Here is an 18,459-nt window from a genome sequence, read left to right as displayed (position 1 = left end):
CACTCGTGGTCATAGAGATCCGCCCCGCTCGATGAAAGGAGTGGCGCCATGCTGGTGCCGTTCACCGGAATAGTCACGGCCGTCGCGCTCGCCGCGGGCAGCCTGGTCGCCGGGCCCGCCGCGCGGGCCGCGGCCGGCGCGTCGGATGCGTGGCGGCCCGCGGCGCAGAAAGAGTGGTCGGTACCTGGGCGCGATTCCACGCCCAGGTCGCGTCCGGCCGATCCCAAGGCGGCATCCGTGCTGCATCAACCTCCACAGGTCAGTCGGCCGGGGCCGGGTGCGGCGCAGGTCTCGCTTCCGGTCGATGGCACCACGACGCAGGCCGGCCAGCTGCCGGTCCGGGTCGGTGCGGGGCGGGTCCAGGGCGCTGCGTCGACGCGCGTGAACCGCGTACGCGTTCAGGTTCACGACCGTTCGGCCGCCGAGAAGGTGGGCGCTTCGGGGATGCTGTTCAGCATCAGTCGCTCCGACTTGGACGCGAGCAGCGGCCGGGTGAAGGTCGAGGTGGACTACTCGGCGTTCCGTTCGGCGTACGGCGGTGACTGGGCGAACCGGCTCCGGCTGGTGCGGCTGCCGGCGTGTGCGCTGACCACGCCGGACAAGGCCGGGTGCTCGGACGGGCAGGTACTGACGTCCAGTCAGACCGGCGACAACCGGATCGCTACCGAGGTCGCCGCGTCGCGTGAGCCGACGGTGCTCGCGTTGTCGTCGGCGCCGGCGGGTAGCGCCGGGAGCTACAAGGCGACCGCGTTGTCGGCGTCGGCGTCGTGGAACGCGGGCGGTTCGTCAGGTGCGTTCACCTGGAGTTACCCGCTGCACGGCCCGGACGGTCTCGGCGGGCCGGAACCCGATCTGGATCTCGGCTATGCGTCGGGTGACATCGACGGCCGGGTGGCGTTGACGAACAACCAGTCGTCATGGGTCGGCGAAGGCTGGGGCCTGGACGAGGGGTTCGTCGAGCGGCGGTACACGTCGTGCGCGGACGAGGTGTCGACGACACCGAAGCCGCAGGACCTGTGCTGGGAGACCGACAACGCCTACCTGGTGTTGGGTGGAACCGCGTCCGAACTGGTCCGTGACGACGCCACCGGCGCCTGGAAACTGAAGGACGACGACGGTTCGCGGCTGGAGCGGTTGACCGGTGCGGTGAACGGCGACAACGACGGCGAGCACTGGCGGCTGACGTCGCTGGACGGCACGCAGTACTACTTCGGGTTGAACCGGCTGCCGGGGTGGGCCGCGGGCAACGAGGAGACCGGTTCGGTCTGGACGGCGCCGGTGTTCGGCAACGACGCCGGTGAGCCGTGTCACGGCACGTCGTTCGCGGCGTCGTACTGCAAGCAGGCGTGGCGCTGGAACCTGGACTACGTGGTCGACCCGAACGGCAACGCGATGTCGTACTTCTACGGCAGCGAGACGAACTATTACGGCCGGAACCTGACCGCGAGCGCCGGCACCCAGTACGTGCGCGGCGGGTACCTGAAGCGGGTCGACTACGGCCAGCGGTCCACGTCGATGTACTCGGCGCCGGCTCCGATGCGGGTGTCGTTCGCGGTGGACGAGCGCTGCGCGGCCGGTGCGACCTGCGGCACCGGCGACATCACGTCGACCGATGCCAAGAACTGGCCGGACGTGCCGTACGACCAGAACTGTGCGGCGGGTAAGTCGTGCACCGGGCTGTATTCGCCGACGTTCTGGACACGCAAGCGGTTGACGTCGGTGACGACCCAGCTGTGGGTGTCCGGGACGACGTACCGCGATGTCACGACGTGGGCGTTGGGCTATGAGTTCCGTGACCCGGGTGACGGCACCTCGCCGGCGTTGTGGCTGGCATCGATCACCGCGACCGGCAAGGTCGGCGGGACCACGTCGCTGCCGGCGGTTTCGTTCCAGGGGGTGCAGTTGGCCAACCGGGTGGACGCCATGGAGGGGATTCCGCCGATGTACAAGTGGCGGCTGACCGACGTGTACGACGAGGCCGGTGGGCACGTCCACGTGAACTACTCGGCGACGGAGTGTACGGCGGGATCGTTGCCGGCTCCGGACCAGAACACCAAGCGATGTTTCCCGCAGTACTGGCAGGCCGACGGGTCGGACTCGTTGACGCTCGACTGGTTCCACAAGTACGTGCCGGTCACGGTGCTGGAGGACGACCAGGCCGGCGTGGCCGGGATCGAGCGCACCGACTACGAGTACCTCGGCGGCGGTGCGTGGCACTACGACGACAACGCACTGACCCCTGCAAAGTACCGCACGTGGGGACAGTGGCGCGGCTACGGCCAGGTTCGCGAGCTCCACGGCAATCCCGGCGAGACCCGCTCCCAGGAGGACACCCTGTACCTGCGGGGCATGGACGGAGACAAGCTCGCCAACGGCGGCACCCGCTCGGTGACCGTCACCGATTCCCTGGGCGGCACGATCACCGATCACCCCGCGCTGGCCGGATTCGAACACGAGTCCCTCACCTACACCGAGGCCGGCGGCAGCGTACTGGAGGGCGTGATCACCGACCCGTGGATCTCCTCCCCCACCGCCACCCAGGTCACCGGCAGCGGCACCGCAACCAGCACGGTCAAGGCCTACATGGTCGACCAGGCCGCCGAACGGTCCCGCAAGGCGCTGTCGTCCGGTGGATGGCGCAACACCGAGACCCGTACCACCTACGACTCGTACGGACTCGAGATCGAGGAGAACGATCTCGGCGACACCGCGAAGAACGGCGACGAGCAATGCACCCGTACGACGTACGCGCGCAACGTCTCGTCGTGGCTGATCGATTTGGAGGCTCGCAAGCAGACCGTGTCGGTGGCCTGCACGGCGACACCGTCGTACCCGGCCGACGCGGTGTCGGACGACCTGACCTACTACGACGGATCCACCACTGTGGGTGCGGCGCCGACCAAGGGCGACGAGACCCTCACCAAGGAACTCGCCTCCTACTCGGGCAGCGCGCCGGTCTACACCCAGGAGGGACGCACGACCTACGACTCCTACGGCCGGCCGATCGAGACCTACGACCAGCTGGACCGCAAGACGTCGGCAGCCTATACCCCGGCCACCGGCGCGGCCGTGACAGCGATCGCCGTGACCAACCCGGCCGGGTATGTGACCACGACGACCGTCGAGCCCGCGTTCGGTGAGTCGGTCGCCGAGGTCGACCAGAACGGGCGGCGTACCGAGACGACGCGGGACCCGCTCGGCCGGGTCACCGCGGTGTGGCTGCCGGACCGGTCCAAGGCGGCCGGGAAGACGCCGAACACCAAGTACTCGTACCTGATCCGCCAGGACGCGCCGTCGGTGATCACCACCGAGGAGGTCCGCGACGACGGCACGTACGAGGCGAGCTACGACCTGTTCGACGGGCAGTTGCGCGAACGGCAGACCCAGGACCCCGCGGCCGACGGCGGCCGGGTCGTCACCGACAAGTTCTACGACGCGCGGGGCCTGGAGGTGAAGTCCAACGGCGCGTACTGGAACGACGGTGCCGCCAGTACGACCTTGCTGACCGGGGTGAGCGACGCGACCGTGCCTGGCCAGGACGTGACCGTCTACGACGGCGCCGAACGCGCAACGGTGGAGAGCTTCCGCTCGCACGGGTTCGAGAAGTGGCGCACCACTACGACGTACGGCGGCGACCGCGTCAGCGTGGACCCGCCGGACGGCGACACCGCCACCACGTCCATCACCGACGCCGACGACGCGGTGGTCGAGCTACGCCAGTACACCGGAGGCTCGCCGACCGGCTCGTACGACGCAACGACCTACGGCTACAACAACCGCGGTGACCTGGTCACCACGACAGATCCGGCGGGCAACACCTGGAACACCACCTACGACCTGCGCGGCCGTGTCACCCAACGCGAAGACCCCGACACCGGGACGAGCAGCTTCACCTACGACAACGCCGGCCAGCTGCTCACCAGCACCGATGCGCGCGGCACCACCCTCGCTTACACGTACGACGCCCTGGGCCGCCGTACCGGCATGTACGACGGATCCACCTCCGGCACCAAGCGCGCCGAGTGGACGTACGACACGCTCGTGTCGGGCACGAGCGTCAAGGGCATGCTCGCGACCTCGACCCGCTTCGTGAACGGCAACGCCTACACCAAGTCGGTCGACGCCTACGACATCCGGTACCGGCCGCTGACCAGCACGGTCACGATTCCCGCGTCCGAGGGCGCGTTGGCCGGGTCGTACAAGACCAACACCGGCTACACCGCGACCGGTCTGCCGTCGCTGGTGTCGTACCCGGCAGCGGGTGGGCTCGCGGCGGAGACGCTGCGATACGGCTACGACGCGGCCGGACGGCTGCAGACCGCGGGCAGTGGTCTCGGCACGATGCTCACCGCGGCGACCTACACCCCGTACGACGAAGTCTCCCAGTCGACCCTGTCCGCCGCGGCCGGCAAGCAGCTCGTCCACACCGCGTTCTACGACGACGCTACCCGGAACCTCGACCGGGTGCTGGTCGACCGCTCCACTGCCCCCGAACACCTGGCGGACGTTAAGTACACCTACGACCCAACGGGCAACATCACCAAGATCGCCGACACACCCGAAGGCGGTTCGAGTGACGTCCAGTGCTTCAGCTACGACTACCTGCGCCGGCTCACCGAGGCATGGACCACCGCAGCCGACTGCGACACCCAACCCAGCGCCGGGGCGCTGGGCGGACCCGCGCCGTACTGGCAGGCCTGGACCTACGACAAGACCGGCAACCGGCTCAGTGAGACCAACCACGACCCGGCCACCGGCGCCGCCACCACGTCCAACTACACCTACCCCGCCGCCGGAGGATCCCGGCCGCACACGCTGACCAGCGTTGCCACCGGCGCCCGGACCGACAGCTTCACCTACGACGCCGTGGGCAACACCACTGCCCGCAACGTCGCCGGCAAGGCTCAGACTCTCACCTGGGACGCCGAAGGCAATCTGGCCACCCTCACCGAGAACGGCAAGGCCACCAGCTACCTGTACGACGCCGACGGTGAGCGGCTCCTCGCCCGCGACACCGACGGCACCACCCTCTACCTCGACAAGAGCGAACTCCATCTCAGCCCCACAGGCACGGTGACAGCCACCCGCTACTACGACCTCGGCGCCGCCGGCGCCGTCCGCAACGAGTCGGGTCTCGCCTTCACCGTTGCCGACCGCAACGGCACCGACACCCTTTCGGTCAACGCCACCGACCTCAGCCAGGAGCAGCGCCGCTTCACTCCCTTCGGCGTCGCCCGCGGCACCCCGCCGACGACCTGGCCCGACAAACACGGGTACGTCGACGGCGTCGACGACCCAACCGGACTCACCCACCTCGGCGCCCGCGAGTACGACGCCGCCCGCGGACGCTTCATCTCCACCGACCCCGTCGCCGACTTCGACAGCCCGCAACAGCTCAACGGCTACGCGTACGCCGACAACACCCCGATCACGGCCAGCGACCCGGACGGCCGATGGCGCGTCCTGCCCGGCGGTCACTACTGCGATGGCTGCGGCGGCTACAACAACGCCCCCAAGAAGAAGAAATCCGCGAAGAAACACAAGAAGGCCACCAAGAGCGCTGCCGCCCACCACTACTGCGATGGCTGCGACTACCAGCGCTACCTCGCGAAGAAGAAGAAGGAGAAGCTAGCGGCGGCCAAGAGGGCGCGCGAGAAGGCGGCCCAGCTCAAGAAGAAGAAGGCGAAGAAGAACGCCCAGAGGCCCAAGAAGAAGAAGGGCAATTCCATCGTCGGCCACGAGGACTATGCACTGGTGAAGATCGGCGGCGCCGGATACGCGATCTGCCGGTTCATCAGAGGCACCCCGGCCAATACCTGCGCCGTCCTGGGCTCGGCCGTCGCTAAGGGGCATGCCGACGGCGGCGGGTGGTACTACGTCAAGTGGTACGTCGTTGCCCGGGGCACCTGGACCCTCTACCGGGTCGGCGAGATCTGGAAGAAGGGCGGCGTCACCCCCAGAGGACAACTCGGCAGGATCAAGGGCGAACTCAAAGCCGACGGAAAGGCCGGCAGACGGGGCGTCATGTACTACCTGGCCTACAAGTGGCTCGAAGAAACGTGGTTCCACAGCCCACCGAAGCACACCTACAACATCAACATGTGCAACTTGACCAAGGATTATCCGGGCTGCTCGACGCCAGTGAAACAGCACCATTACACGCCCCCGTGGGACCGGAGAGTCCGGTAGCGAACGCCGGATCACAGTGCTCGGGCGATGACCGACCGAGGTACGCCGTGGGCCCGGCGGCAGGCAGACCCTCTGGGAAAGCCTGTCCGCCGGTGCCCACGGCGTACCTGCGCGTCCTAGCCAGGTTGTCCAGGGATCCTTCTTAAGGCGAGGTAAGGATGCGGGCCCGGGGGTTGTGAGCTTGCTGCGAACTGAGGATTGTTTGCGGCAGATCATTCACAGGAGGCCCCTTTATGACTGTCGATTCGGTGAGCGCCGGACCGAGTGCAGAGGAGCTGGCTGCTTTCGAGCAGGAAAGGCCGGCGCGGAGGCTGAGCCCGGCCCTGGACCGTGCTATCTCCGTATGCTGCGCATTGATCAGTGTCGGCGTTCTGGTGCAGGTATTCTTTCCGATTCCCGCGGGAACACAGTTCTATCTGATGCTGTTTCTCGCCGCGGTGTTGCCGGGTGCGCTGCTGTGCTATCGCGGTTGGCGTGTGCCGGCGTTCCTGAACCCGCTCCGCAACGATCGACGCGGCGACGACCCGCCGGTGACGGACTGGGTTCTGGCGTCGGTCGCGGTGGTCGTCTCGCTGTATCCGTTGCTGGACTTCGACGCGTTTCTGGAGCGGCGACAGGCTCCTACGCAGCTCGATCTGCTCGCGGGTTCGTTGCTGCTGGTGCTGGCGTTGGAGGCCTGTCGGCGTACGACGGGATGGGTGCTGCCGGTGGTGAGCCTGTTGTTCATCGGCTACGCCTATTACGGCGGCTATTTGCCGTACACGTGGTCCTTGGCGCACCAAGGTTTCGACTTCTCGGCGATCGTCGCGCAATTGTTCATGGGTACGGCGGGCTTCTACGGGACGCCGTTGGCGGTGGCGGCAAGTTACATCGTCCTGTTCACGATCTACGGCGCCGTACTGGACGCCTCGGGTGCGGGCAAGTTCTTCATCGACGTGTCGTTCGCGGCATTCAAACGCAGCCGCACGGCGCCCGGGCGCACCGTCACTCTCGCGGGATTCCTGTTGGGCACGGTGTCGGGTTCCGGTACGGCGACCGCGGTGTCGCTGGGCACGGTCTCCTGGCCGATCCTGCGCCGCGCGGGATATCCGCCCGAGCCGGCGGGCGGCATGCTGGCTGCGGCCGGTATCGGGGCGATCCTGTCGCCGCCAACGCTCGGCGCGGCGGCGTTCATCATCGCCGAGTACCTCCAGGTGAGCTATCTCGTGGTGCTCGGCTACGCGACGATCCCGACCGTCCTGTACTACCTCGGCATCCTGCTGGCGATCGAGATGGACGCGCGGCGACACGGCACGGAAGCGGCCGAGCCGTCGACCCGGTCGGCGCGCCGGCTGCTGCTGCGGTTCGGGTACCACTTCGTGTCGCTGTTCCTCATCATCGGCTTCATGGCGATGGACGTCGCGCCGTTCAAGGCAGTCGTCTACGCGACGTTGCTGCAGATCGGGCTGTCGTTCCTGGACCGCGAACACCGGTTGACGCCACGACGGCTCGGCGTGGCGCTCGCGCAGGGCACCCGTTCGGTGCTGCCCGTCGTGGCGACCTGTGCGGTGGCCGGCATCATCGTCGCCGTCGTCACCCAGACCGGTCTCGGCCTGAACCTGGCCGAGATCATCGTGTCCGCGGCCTCCGCGATCTCCGAGAACCACACTGTGGTGCTGATCATGACCGTCACGCTGTCGGCGCTCGCGGTCATGGTGCTCGGGTTGGCCGTACCCGTCACCGCATCGTTCATCATCGCCGCCGTGGTGATCGCGCCCGCCCTGTTCCAGCTCGGCGTCGCCCCGGCCGAGGCGTACATGTTCATCTTCTACTACGCCGTCCTGTCGGAAGTCTCGCCGCCCACGGCTCTGGCTGCCGTCGCGACGGCGGCGATCACCGGTGGGCGGGCGATCCCGACGATGTGGCAGGCGTGGAAGTACACGCTGCCTGCCTTCCTGGTGCCGTTCGCGTTCGTGCTGACGCCGAACGGCGCCAACCTGCTGGGCCTTCACGGTCTGGGAGGCGCGGCGTGGACGCTCGGGGTCTCGGCGCTCGCCGTCGTCGCGCTGGCGGTGGTCACCGGCGGATGGATCGCCGTTCAGACCGGCTGGCTCGAGCGGGTCCTCTGTTTTCCGGCCGCATTGCTGTTGCTGTATCTCGCACCCCCCACGATCGGCGTCGGCCTGGGGCTGCTCGGGGCCGCCGTCGTCATCAACCTCGCACGGCGGCAACGCCTGCGGAACACCACGGAAGGGCCAGTACTCACATGAGATTCCGCTCCTTGTCCACAATGGTGGTCGCACTCGCGTTGACTGTCTCGATGACTGCTTGCGGTGGGCAACGCAAGCCCGAGCAGGGCGACGGCGCGAAAGGCGGTCGCCTCACCATCGCCACCGGTAACACCACCGGCGTGTACTACCAACTCGGCGGCGCCCTGGCGTCACTGATCTCGGACAACCTCGAGGGCTACCGCGCCACCGCCAGCGAGACCGGCGCCTCGGTGCAGAACATCCAAGGACTGACCGCCGGGAACTACGACATCGCCTTCTCCCTGGCCGACACCGCCGCCGACGCCGTCGAGGGCAAGAACAGCTTCACCGCGCCGCAGGACGTCGTCGCGCTGACCCGGCTGTACTCGAACTACACCCAGGTCGTCGTACGGGCCTCAGCCGGGATCACGAAGCTCGCCGATCTGAAGGGCAAGCGCGTCTCCACCGGATCGCCGAACTCCGGCACCGAGGTGATCGCCCGGCGCCTCCTCGCCGCGGCCGGCGTCGACCCGGTGAAGGACGTCACCGCCCAGCGGCTCGGTCTGCCCGAGTCGGTGGACGCGATGAAGAGCGGCCAGATCGACGCGTTGGTCTGGTCCGGCGGCCTGCCCACCAGCGGCATCACCGACCTGACCACGTCGATGGGTGGCAAGGTGCGCTTCCTCCCGCTCGACGACGTGCTGCCGGCCCTGCAGAAGGAGTACGGCAAGGTGTACGCCGCGGGCGTGATCCCGGCCGCGACGTACAAGCAGCCGGCCGACATCCCGACGATCACTGTGCCGAACCTGCTGCTGGTGCGGAAGGACATGCCCGACGACCTCGCCGGGAAACTCACCAACCTGCTCCTCCAGAACAAAGACGCTCTCGTACGAGTCAACCCCGCGGCCAAGGGGATCGATCTCAAGAACGCCGCAATGACCGACCCGGTACCACTGCACGCGGCCGCGAAGAAGGCCATCGACGCACTCGACTGAGCGTCCCGGCAGCCCCGCCCCCCGGAACGAAGTGAGGTCCTATGCCAACCGCCCCGGCTGGATCGAGTTCGACCTGTTCGATCGACTTGTGGACGACCGACGACGTGAGACCACCGGAACGTGTCGAATACTGGATGAGCGTCATCAGCGCGGCAACCCGCTACCGGGTGGATCCGACCTGTTCGCCGGGGACGTTCCGGGGTCGGCTGCTTCGCATCGGTACGGTCGCCTACACGCTCGGCCGGGTGTCGGCCGACTGTGCGCAGGGACATCGAACCGCCGCTATGGCGTCCGAGGATCCGCAAGACATCCGGACGCTGATGGTGACGATCCGCGGTCAATTGCTGGTAAGCCAAGACGACCAGGACTTTCGGGTCGGACCAGGTGGGGCATTCCTGGCGTCGTCGAACTCGCAGTTCGCGGCGAAGCTCGACCACGCCGACATCGCGCTGCTGAGGATCCCCGGGGCGGAGTTGGACAACCGCCTCCGCCCCGGGGCGCGTCGATCGGCCGCCCGGATACTCGACCTCAACCGCGGCTTGGGCCGGGTCCTCGCGGGCATGCTGGCCGAACTGTTCGCGCAGCGAGCACACCTGTCGGCAGCCGAGTTCGACGCGGTCTGCGATCGGCTGGTCGATCTGCTGTGCATGCTCGCCGTCGGCGACGACCGACCGGACACCGAGAGGGGCCTGGGCGAGGTCGAGGCGATGGTCAGACGATACGTACGAGAGCACGCCACCGATCCCGGGCTGACCGGCGCCACGGTGGCACGCGCTCTGGGCTGGTCACTGCGGCAGGTCCAACTGGCCATGCAGCAGGCAGGTACGACACCCCGGGAACTGATCCGCGAAGAACGACTCGCGCTGGTGCACGAACGCCTGCGCAGCCCAGTCCACATCGTCATCGGCGAACTGGCCCACAGCTGCGGCTTCTCCTCCAACAGCGCCCTGAGCGCCGCATTCCGAGAGCGCTACGGCACAAGCCCCCGAGAATTCAGAGCCCAGTATCTGCTGGGCCGAAGCGACATGAGCTTGTTTGCCGGCGCATCGCGATGAGGACCCGGCCTCGGCCGGCGTTGGTGGCGGGTTGGGCGGCCGGGGTTTGCCGGCCGCCAGCCCGCACTACTTGAGGCCGAAGGCTCGGATGATGGTTTGGGTGATGCCGCCGCCGTTGCGTTGGTTGGCGGTGACGCGCACGGACACCTGGCCGGCCCGTGGCGGCGCCTGGAGGTGCGTCTGCCAGGTGCCCTTGTTCTCCTTCAGTTGCAGGCGTTGCCAGGTTGCGCCGTCGTCGTACGAGACCTCCATCCCGACCGAGAACACCGCGTCCTGCCGGGCGCTGCTGCCCAGCACCGCCGGCTTGACGGCGAAGACCGAGTTCCGCTTCGCCCGTCCTGCCGCGTCGACGTCCACGCCGTAGTCGAGCTGGGCCAGCGGCAGCGGCTGGTTCTCCGCCTCCCCCGACATGAAGCTCCACTCGGTGTGCGTGCTCATCGAGTACGGCGTGAGCTCGGCGTTCCCGACGGTGTCGGCCACCAGCCGGTACGGCCGCTTCTCCGGCGCCAGGTCGCCCACGCCGAAGTCCGGCCGCGGGCCGTTCCCGACCAGCTTCTCCTCGCCCTGGTACAGCGCGAAGCTCCGCGTCATCAGCGAGTCGCCGCTGTGCGCGGACCCGCCGTCACCGAACCCGGCGATCATGCCGCCCATCGCGTTGCCGACCCGGTGCGGCAGCTCGAACTCGAGCATCCGCGGCCGCACGATCGGACCGAACCAGCGCTGGCTCTGCACGCTGCGCGGCTGGTAGCTGGTGATGTCGGTGAACGTCGCCCAGCCGTTGATCGAGGCGTACTGCTGCCATTTCGCGCCCGCCGACACCCAGTCCGTCCGGTGCTCCACCGCGGGCTTCGCCGGGAACCGCGGCGCCCGGATCGACCCGTAGACGGCGTACGGGAAGGCAGCCGGCCAGTACTCGTACGCCGGGCTGTCCTCGCGGCTCTCCAAGACCTGCTGCCCGTTCGGCGGCGCGAAGTCGTTCTCGATCCGCGCCAGGCTACCGGGGCCCGTGGCCGCGGACGGGTCGTCCGGGACCTTGCCCTGGTGGTAGTCGACCAGGTCGTACAGGTACGACGGCACCGGGTTGGCCGTGACGGTCAACTCGGTGCGGCGGGTGGTGAGCTTCTTGACCAACGCCTCGCCGTCGTCGAGGGTGAGCGACGCGGTCGGGATCGGACCAAGGGTCTGGCCGTCGGCCCCGCCGTACCAGTCGTTGTAGCGGCCGATGCCGTCGTTGACCACGAGCAGCATGGCCGCGCCGGCGGCGTGTGCCGCGGCGGCCCGGTCCGCGGGCGGTACGTCGATGCTGTTGCGGACGACGACCGCCTTGCCGCGTACGGCGAGACCGGCGTACTCGGCGGGTGAGCCGGTGCCGGCGAAGACAGCCTGGACGCGCGTGGTGCCGGCCCGGAACGCCGGGGAGCCGGGCTGGACCAGCAAGGAGTCGTCGAGGCTGCGGCCGTCGTACCTGATCGTCAGCGGCGTCTGCTCGGCCCGGAACCGGGTCGTCAGCACGAAGCTGCCGGTACGGACCTTGTTCTTCGTCGGCAGCGCCCAGAAGCTGTCGTAGTCCGGCGGCGGCATGAAGATCTCGTGCAGCGCCGACTTGTCGTCGGGGGTGGGCTGCGCCGAGTTGAAGGATCGGAAGAGGTCGAATCTGCTCGTGGTGACGGTCGTCGGCTTGGGTGTGTCGACCTTGATCGGACGGCTCCGCGACGCGTCCAGTACGACGGTCCGGTCCGCGGTGAGGTCGACCTCGGGCGCGGTCAGGAAGGCCAGGCCGAGCGAGTGCGGGCCGTTGCTGCCGGGCACGTCCAGGGTCGAGACGATCGTGTACGAGCCGGGCGCCCACCGGCTCGTGAGCTTGCCGTCCGCTGCCCACAGCACAGTGGACTTCCCGTCCGCGCCGGTGACCTCGACCTCACCACTGACCGGCTTGCCGTCCTGGTCCTTCAGCTGGACGTTCAGGTTGTACTTCTTCGGCTCGACGGCCAGCCCGACGGCCGTGTGCACGGTGCCGGTCGCGGCGGTCGCGATCACCTGGGCGGCGTACTGGCCAGGAGCCAGGCCGTTCGGGTCAGCCGTGAATCCGACCGCGGCGGTGCCGTTCGCCGGCACTGTCACCTGGGTCGCGGCGAGCCGGAAGATCCCGGCGTGATCGATGGACAGCCGCAGCGTGAGCGGCTTGTCCGTGGTGTTGCGGTAGCTGATCTGCCGGTTGACCGGCGTCCTCTTCGACGACCATGGGACGAGCCCGGCGTCGACCGATCCGCTGGCAATGACCTGGCCGTGCAGCGAGGCCGCCGCGACGTCGACGCGCCCGGTCCCCGCCTGGTACGGCGTGTACGCGGGCGTCAGCTTGCTCGTACTCATCAGCGCGTCCTTGAGCTGCTGCCCGGTCCAGTCCGGGTGCTGCGCGGCGAGCAGGACGGCCGCGCCGGCGACGTGCGGAGCCGCCATCGACGTACCGCTGTCCGTCCGGTAGTAGCCCTCGCCGCCGTCGTTCATATACTGCGACCGCGCGGCCAGCACGTCGACGCCGGGCGCGGTCAGGTCGGGCTTGAGGCCGTCGTCCATCATCCGTGGGCCGACGCTGGAGAAGTCCGCCAGCTGGTCGGAACCGTCCACCGCGCCGACGGTCAGGGCAGCCTCTGCGGTACCCGGTGAACTGACGCTGTACGCGCTGCTCCCCGAGTTGCCCGCGGCGATCACGAACAGGGCACCGGTCTCGGCGCTCAGCTCGTTCACGGCCTGACTCAGCGGATCGTCCTGGGTGTGCCAGGCCGGCGTCCCCAGGCTCATGTTGATCACCTTGGCGTGTTCGGTCCGGGCCGCCCACTCCATCCCGGCGATGATGCCGGAGATCGGGCCGGAACCGCTGTCGCCGAGTACCTTGCCCACGATGAGATCGGCGTCCGGGGCGACGCCACGCTCCTTGCCATCAGAGGCCGCGCCGGTACCGGCGACGGTGGACGCGGTGTGCGTACCGTGACCGTTGCGGTCGACAACGTCCTCACCGGCCACGAAGCTCTTGGTCGCCACGATCCGCGGTGCCAGGTCCGGGTGTCCCAGGTCCACGCCGGAGTCCAGGACCGCGACCCGCACTCCCCTGCCGGTCGCTCCCGCCGCCCATGCCGCGGGCGCGCCGATCTGTGCGGTGGTGTCCGCGAGCATCGTCCGCGCCTTGCTGTCGAGCCAGACCTTGCCGATCCCCGCCGCGAACGACGGCGCCGCGGCGGTGCTCGCCTTCGCTCGCAGACCGCTCTGCCCGGTCAAGGCCGACCAGAACGCGGGTGCTTCCGCCTTCTCGGCCTTGACGGCCGCACCGCCGACCGACGGCAGGTCGAGCGTCGTGATCGCCCCGGGCAGCGCCGAGCGGCGCGCGGACTTGGCGGCCACGCCGGGCGAGCCCGTGACGACCAGCGGGAGGTCCTTGCTCCGGGCGTTGTCGTACCCCTGGGCCACCAGCTCGCTGACGTTGAACAGCTGCTTGTCGAGCTGCCCGGTCGCGATGTACGGCAACGCGGCGCCGGGGTAGACGTACGTGTCGCCGTTCTCGACGCTGACCCGTACCGGTCCGGTCGACCGCGGTGCGCGTACGACGGCCTGCACCGACACGGCGCGACCCGGCCCGGGCGCGACCGTGACCTTGTCGCCGGTGATGAGCGTGAGGTCGAGGGGCGACTCCCCTGCCCCGACGGTGGGGCGTGGTGGAGGAGGTTCGGCGCCGGCGGTCGTCGGAGTGGCGAGACCGGCGACCAGGAGAAGCGCAGCGGCAGGCAGGAGCAGCCGACGGGCGGAAGAACGCATGGTGTCCTCTCGGTGGTCTGAGTGACCGAAATCCGATCAGGACCGAGGACACGTGTAAACGGATTGCCCCTTTTCGCCAGCAACCCCCGAATTTGGCAGAAATGGGCACGCACCCGGGCACACCAGTGCCGCACACCAGGGATCTGCACTGGGGCGACGGAGCGGGCGCCGCGTCATCGTCGGAAGTACCAACAAGCTTTCACTGAGAGCGGTGACGACGATGACGGATCCCTTGATCTCGCGGCTGGCCGCGGTGCCTGGACTGGTGCGGCCAGGGATCTCGCACTGGGACATGAAGGCGCGGCTGCCGCTGCACCCGCTGTCCGTGGAGAACGCGTACGGCGATCCGCGCCTGTTGCCCGATCTGGCCGAGCCGGGCGCGGACTTTGCGGAGCGGCTCGGGGTCGACGTCGTGGTCGGGGCCGAGACCGGCGGAATTCCGCTCGCGACTGCCGTGGCGCTCGCGGCGGGTCTGCCGTTCGCGTTCGTTCGCAAGCCGGGGTACGTCGGACACGAGGACCACGAACCGAAGGTCCGCGGCGCGTCCGTGGCGGGCAAGCGGGTCCTCCTGGTCGACGACGCGGTCGCGCAAGGTACGGCGGTCGAGGCGTTCACGCGGGAGCTCCAGGAAGAGGGCGCGATCGTTGCCGGGGTGTTCACGGTCGTGGACATGCGCGACGTCGCGGACTCCGTGACACCGACGGCCAGGCACCTCCCGATCGAGTCGGTCGCGACGTACCTCCAGGTGCTGTCCGCGGCGACAGAGCTCGGCGTACTCGACCCGAAGGTGCACGACCTCGCCGTCGACGCCCTGCTTCAGCACTGGGCCGACAACGACCCGCGCTGGCAACTCCTCGACGCCGCCGCATAGCAGTGGAAGTCCTCTTGAGAAGAAAGGCAGTTCGATGACCACCATCCGTTTCACCGAAGTCACGACGTTGACGCCGGCGCAGTTCATCGCGGGGCTGACCGACTTCGGCCCCGGGCGCGCCGAGATCTTCGCCAACAGTCACGACGACGATCTCAAGGTCCACAGTCAGGGACCTGGGTACGCCGACGTGACCGAAGGTTCAGGCGGCGTCTGGGAACGCCTGAGCTACGACTGGTCCAACCAGCACCACATCGTGCTCACGACGACCGACTCCAACGTCTGGGGCGGCGCGTCCAGCCACACCTACACGCTCAAGGAGCGCGGTGACGGTACGACCGAGATCGACGTCGTCATCGTCCGCGACGGCAAGAACTTGAAGGGCCACCTGATCGCCCTGGCCTTCGCAGCCGGCGGGAAACGCGTTATTCACAAGGCGTTCGACAACAGCATCCGCGCCATGGAAGCCCGCAACGTCCCCCTGATCGCCTTCTGATCCATGTCCCACTTCATCAGCCGGACGCCGCCAGCGCCGTACGGAGCTGGCGGCGGGAGGTGATGCCGAGCTTGGAGTACGCCTTGCGCAGGTGCCACTCGACCGTCCGCGGGCTGATGAACAACTGCGCCCCGATCTCCGGATTGGTCAGCCCGTCCCGGGCGAGCCCGGCGATCTGGACCTCCTGGGGCGTGAGGTCGTTCAGCGTCTCGGGCACCCGCCTTCGCGCCGTCTCGCCGGTGGCTAGCAGTTCGTGACGCGCACGCTCGGCGAACCCGTTGATCCCGAGGTCGGACAACGTCTCGTACGCCGTTCGCAGCTGTTCCCGGGCATCGAGCCGGCGCCCGTCCCGCCGCAGCCATTCGCCGTACAAGAGATGTGCCCGGGCCGCCTCGACCCGGCTCTTCGTCCGGCTCAGCTGCTCGATCGACGCACCGTACGCGTCCTCGTCGTGGGTCAGCAGCGCCCGGGCACGCCACTCCAGGCCTCGTCCCCAGTCGGTCGGCGTCGCCGCGACCCGCTCCGTCAGCCAGGCGAGCGCGGACTCGACGAGCTTGGTGTCACCGGTCCGTGACGCTGCCTCGGCGAGCTCGCCGACGACGACTGGGCCGTACCCGACGACGTCCTGCTCGAACACCTGCAGCGCCGCGTCCCGCGCAAGCTCGTAGCGCCCGAGGCCGTTGTTCAGTACGGCATTGGCGTACGTCGCGAACGCGGCCATCCGGCCCTGGCTGTGGTCCCGCGCCGCACGCACTGTCGACTCGATCAAGACAGCGGTCGCGGGTTCGTTGCCGCGCAACGCCTCCAGCAGCATCTCACCGACACCGATCCGCGGGTTGCCCGTCGCCTCCGCGATCCGCCGCTCCTCGGCGACCAGACCGGCGACTGTCGCCAGGTCGCCGGTGATGCACAGCATGTTCGCTCGGAAGTTCAGCGCGAACTGGAGCTGGACGAGCGCACCCGCCTGGCGCGCCATCCGGTCCTGCCGTTCCGCGAGCTCCAGCGCAGCGTCGAGGTCCCAGACCTCGATCGCGACGAGGCCGCTCACGCGGTTCCCGGCCAGCCAGAGCCAGCTCCCGATGCCCTCCGGCGCGACCTCCGCCCGCCGGGCCGCGTCGAGAGCTTTGACCAGCTGGCGTGCGGCCTTCGGGTAGCCGTCCGTGATGCGGGTCGCGAGTGCCTGCAGCAACAGATCCGCGGGCGGCTCGGTCTCGACCGGCGGAGGCGCCGCGGCCGCGGCGAAGGCCAGGATGCCGGGGATCTCCGGACCGCTGGCCCAGATGGCCGCCGACATGGCCTCGAGATAGATCGTACGAGCACTCGCCGGGTCGTGCGGATCGAGCTGCCGGGCAGCATCGAGCAGCGTACGGGCGGCCTCCCGGGCATGTCCGCGGTCGAACGCGATCTGACCACGCAGCCGTGCCGCGCCGGCAACGCGCACCGGGTCCGGCGGACCTGCGACCACCCCGACGAGCAGCTTCAGCGCCGCTTCAAGGGCACCGGCATCGCGCTTGGCAGCGGCCGCGGCGAGCGCTCGATCGGCCCGCCGCGCCGGGTCCGGTGTCAGCTCGGCAGCGCGCTGCAGGAACGAGCCGGCCGAGAAGAAGCCGCCGCGTGCCTGGGCCCGCTCGGCGGAGCGTTCGAGGTCAGCTGCCACATCCTCGTCGGGACGTGCCGTCGCCTGCGCCCGGTGCCACGCGCGCCGGTCGGGATCGAGCTCCGGGTCCGTCACCGCGGCCAGTGCCTGGTGCACCTCCTGACGGTCGCTCGGCGACGCCGTTCGATACGCCGCGGACCGTACGAGCGGGTGCCGGAAGCTGATGTGCTCCCCGAACGTGATCAGCCCGGACTCGATCGCCGACGCCGCCGGATCGGCACCGAGCCCGAGTACCTCGGCGGCCCGCCAGAGCAGGGTCGCGTCACCGAGCGGCTCGGCCGCCGCGACCAGCAGGAGCCGCCGGGCGTCGGCGGGCAGCGCTTCGAGACGCCGTACGAATCCCTCCTCGATCCGCGTGGTCAGCGAACCGGTACCCAGCCCGTCGGTCAGCTCGGCCGCCGTGCACGCGCGTGGCAACTCCAGCAGCGCCAGCGGGTTGCCGTGCGTCTCCGCCACGATCCGGTCCCGGACCCGTGGATCGATCGGACCCGGCAGCACCGCCTCGAGCAGCGCCCGCGCGTCGGCATCGTCGAGGCCACGGATCTCCAGCTCGGCCAGTCCGTCGAACTCGTGCTCGTGGTCCGCGCGGACGGCGAACATCATCACGACGGACTCCGCCGCGAGCCGCCGGGCGACGAACGCGAGGATCCGCGCGGACATCCGGTCGAGCCACTGCGCGTCGTCGACGATGCACAGCACCGGCTGGTTCGAGGCGGCGTCGGCCAGCAGGTTCAGTACGGCGAGGCCGATCATGAACCGGTCCGGCGGCGGACCCTCCACGAGGCCGAACGCCGTACCGAGCGAATTCTGCTGCGGTCGCGGCAGGCGCTCCAGATGATCGAGGAACGGCCGGCACAGCTGGTGAAGACCGGCGTACGCCAACTCCATCTCGGACTCGACGCCCGCGGTTCGGGACACCTGACAGTCGCGGGCTCCGGCGGCCAGCGCGTCCAGCAGCGCGGACTTCCCGACGCCGGCCTCACCACGCAGTACGACGACGTCGCTGCGACCCAGCCTCGCCGCGGTCAGCAGCTGCTCCAGCGCAGCGCGCTCCCGTTGCCGGCCGCGCAGTTCCCGCTCCGCCATGCCCCCTCCGCCCTCGTTCGGGCGACCGGGTCCGCCCAGAGCAACAGGCTCGCACCGGCCTACCTAACGTTGCAACGC

The 18,459-nt window shown here is 69.1% G+C and carries 8 protein-coding genes; 6 read left to right on the top strand and 2 right to left on the bottom strand.

Annotated features, from left to right (window positions below; translation table 11 throughout):
• Positions 1–48 precede the first annotated feature (48 nt).
• From ACFYRU_RS19190 to ACFYRU_RS19175, 4 genes are all read left to right on the top strand, one after another.
• Entirely contained in the window at positions 49–6,189 is a 6,141-nt protein-coding gene (locus tag ACFYRU_RS19190) for an RHS repeat-associated core domain-containing protein (protein ID WP_387660433.1), read from the top strand.
• A 233-nt stretch (positions 6,190–6,422) separates the two neighbouring features.
• Positions 6,423–8,438 (top strand): TRAP transporter permease, encoded by a 2,016-nt coding sequence (locus ACFYRU_RS19185; protein WP_387660431.1) that lies wholly within the window; start codon positions 6,423–6,425, stop codon positions 8,436–8,438.
• A gap of 50 nt (positions 8,439–8,488) precedes the next feature.
• Positions 8,489–9,412, top strand: a complete 924-nt coding sequence (locus ACFYRU_RS19180) for a TAXI family TRAP transporter solute-binding subunit (RefSeq protein ID WP_387660428.1) — start codon at positions 8,489–8,491, stop codon at positions 9,410–9,412.
• A gap of 134 nt (positions 9,413–9,546) precedes the next feature.
• Entirely contained in the window at positions 9,547–10,467 is a 921-nt protein-coding gene (locus ACFYRU_RS19175) for an AraC family transcriptional regulator (protein WP_387660426.1), read from the top strand.
• Positions 10,468–10,533: 66 nt separating this feature from the next.
• On the opposite strand, the gene ACFYRU_RS19170 is transcribed toward ACFYRU_RS19175, so the two are convergent.
• The gene (locus tag ACFYRU_RS19170) at positions 10,534–14,274 is read right to left on the bottom strand and encodes a S8 family serine peptidase (RefSeq protein ID WP_387660423.1); all 3,741 of its coding nucleotides are present in this window, start codon (positions 14,272–14,274) and stop codon (positions 10,534–10,536) included.
• 220 nt (positions 14,275–14,494) lie between these two features.
• Here ACFYRU_RS19170 and ACFYRU_RS19165 point away from each other — a divergent pair, with 220 nt between their 5' ends.
• Positions 14,495–15,145 carry an orotate phosphoribosyltransferase gene (locus tag ACFYRU_RS19165; RefSeq protein ID WP_387660420.1) on the top strand — a complete coding sequence of 217 codons (651 nt, stop codon included), beginning with the start codon at positions 14,495–14,497 and terminating at the stop codon, positions 15,143–15,145.
• Between the two features lie 34 nt (positions 15,146–15,179).
• Positions 15,180–15,638 carry a hypothetical protein gene (locus tag ACFYRU_RS19160; RefSeq protein WP_387660417.1) on the top strand — a complete coding sequence of 153 codons (459 nt, stop codon included), beginning with the start codon at positions 15,180–15,182 and terminating at the stop codon, positions 15,636–15,638.
• Between the two features lie 16 nt (positions 15,639–15,654).
• Here the strand turns inward: ACFYRU_RS19160 and ACFYRU_RS19155 are convergent, their stop codons facing one another.
• Positions 15,655–18,381 (bottom strand): ATP-binding protein, encoded by a 2,727-nt coding sequence (locus ACFYRU_RS19155; protein WP_387660415.1) that lies wholly within the window; start codon positions 18,379–18,381, stop codon positions 15,655–15,657.
• Positions 18,382–18,459 lie beyond the last annotated feature (78 nt).

The organism is Kribbella sp. NPDC004536 (assembly GCF_042873835.1).
Taxonomy (GTDB): domain Bacteria; phylum Actinomycetota; class Actinomycetes; order Propionibacteriales; family Kribbellaceae; genus Kribbella.
The sequence above is the reverse complement of the archived record's forward strand: the minus strand, read 5'-3'. Positions and strand labels throughout refer to the sequence as shown.

Excerpts from the sequence above, each read along its gene's own strand:
- ACFYRU_RS19190 (WP_387660433.1), top strand. The coding sequence starts at position 49 with ATGCTGGTGCCGTTCACCGGAATAGTCACGGCCGTCGCGCTCGCCGCG.
- ACFYRU_RS19185 (WP_387660431.1), top strand. The coding sequence starts at position 6,423 with ATGACTGTCGATTCGGTGAGCGCCGGACCGAGTGCAGAGGAGCTGGCT.
- ACFYRU_RS19180 (WP_387660428.1), top strand. The coding sequence starts at position 8,489 with ATGACTGCTTGCGGTGGGCAACGCAAGCCCGAGCAGGGCGACGGCGCG.
- ACFYRU_RS19175 (WP_387660426.1), top strand. The coding sequence starts at position 9,547 with ATGAGCGTCATCAGCGCGGCAACCCGCTACCGGGTGGATCCGACCTGT.
- ACFYRU_RS19170 (WP_387660423.1), bottom strand. The coding sequence starts at position 14,274 with ATGCGTTCTTCCGCCCGTCGGCTGCTCCTGCCTGCCGCTGCGCTTCTC.
- ACFYRU_RS19165 (WP_387660420.1), top strand. The coding sequence starts at position 14,495 with ATGACGGATCCCTTGATCTCGCGGCTGGCCGCGGTGCCTGGACTGGTG.
- ACFYRU_RS19160 (WP_387660417.1), top strand. The coding sequence starts at position 15,180 with ATGACCACCATCCGTTTCACCGAAGTCACGACGTTGACGCCGGCGCAG.
- ACFYRU_RS19155 (WP_387660415.1), bottom strand. The coding sequence starts at position 18,381 with ATGGCGGAGCGGGAACTGCGCGGCCGGCAACGGGAGCGCGCTGCGCTG.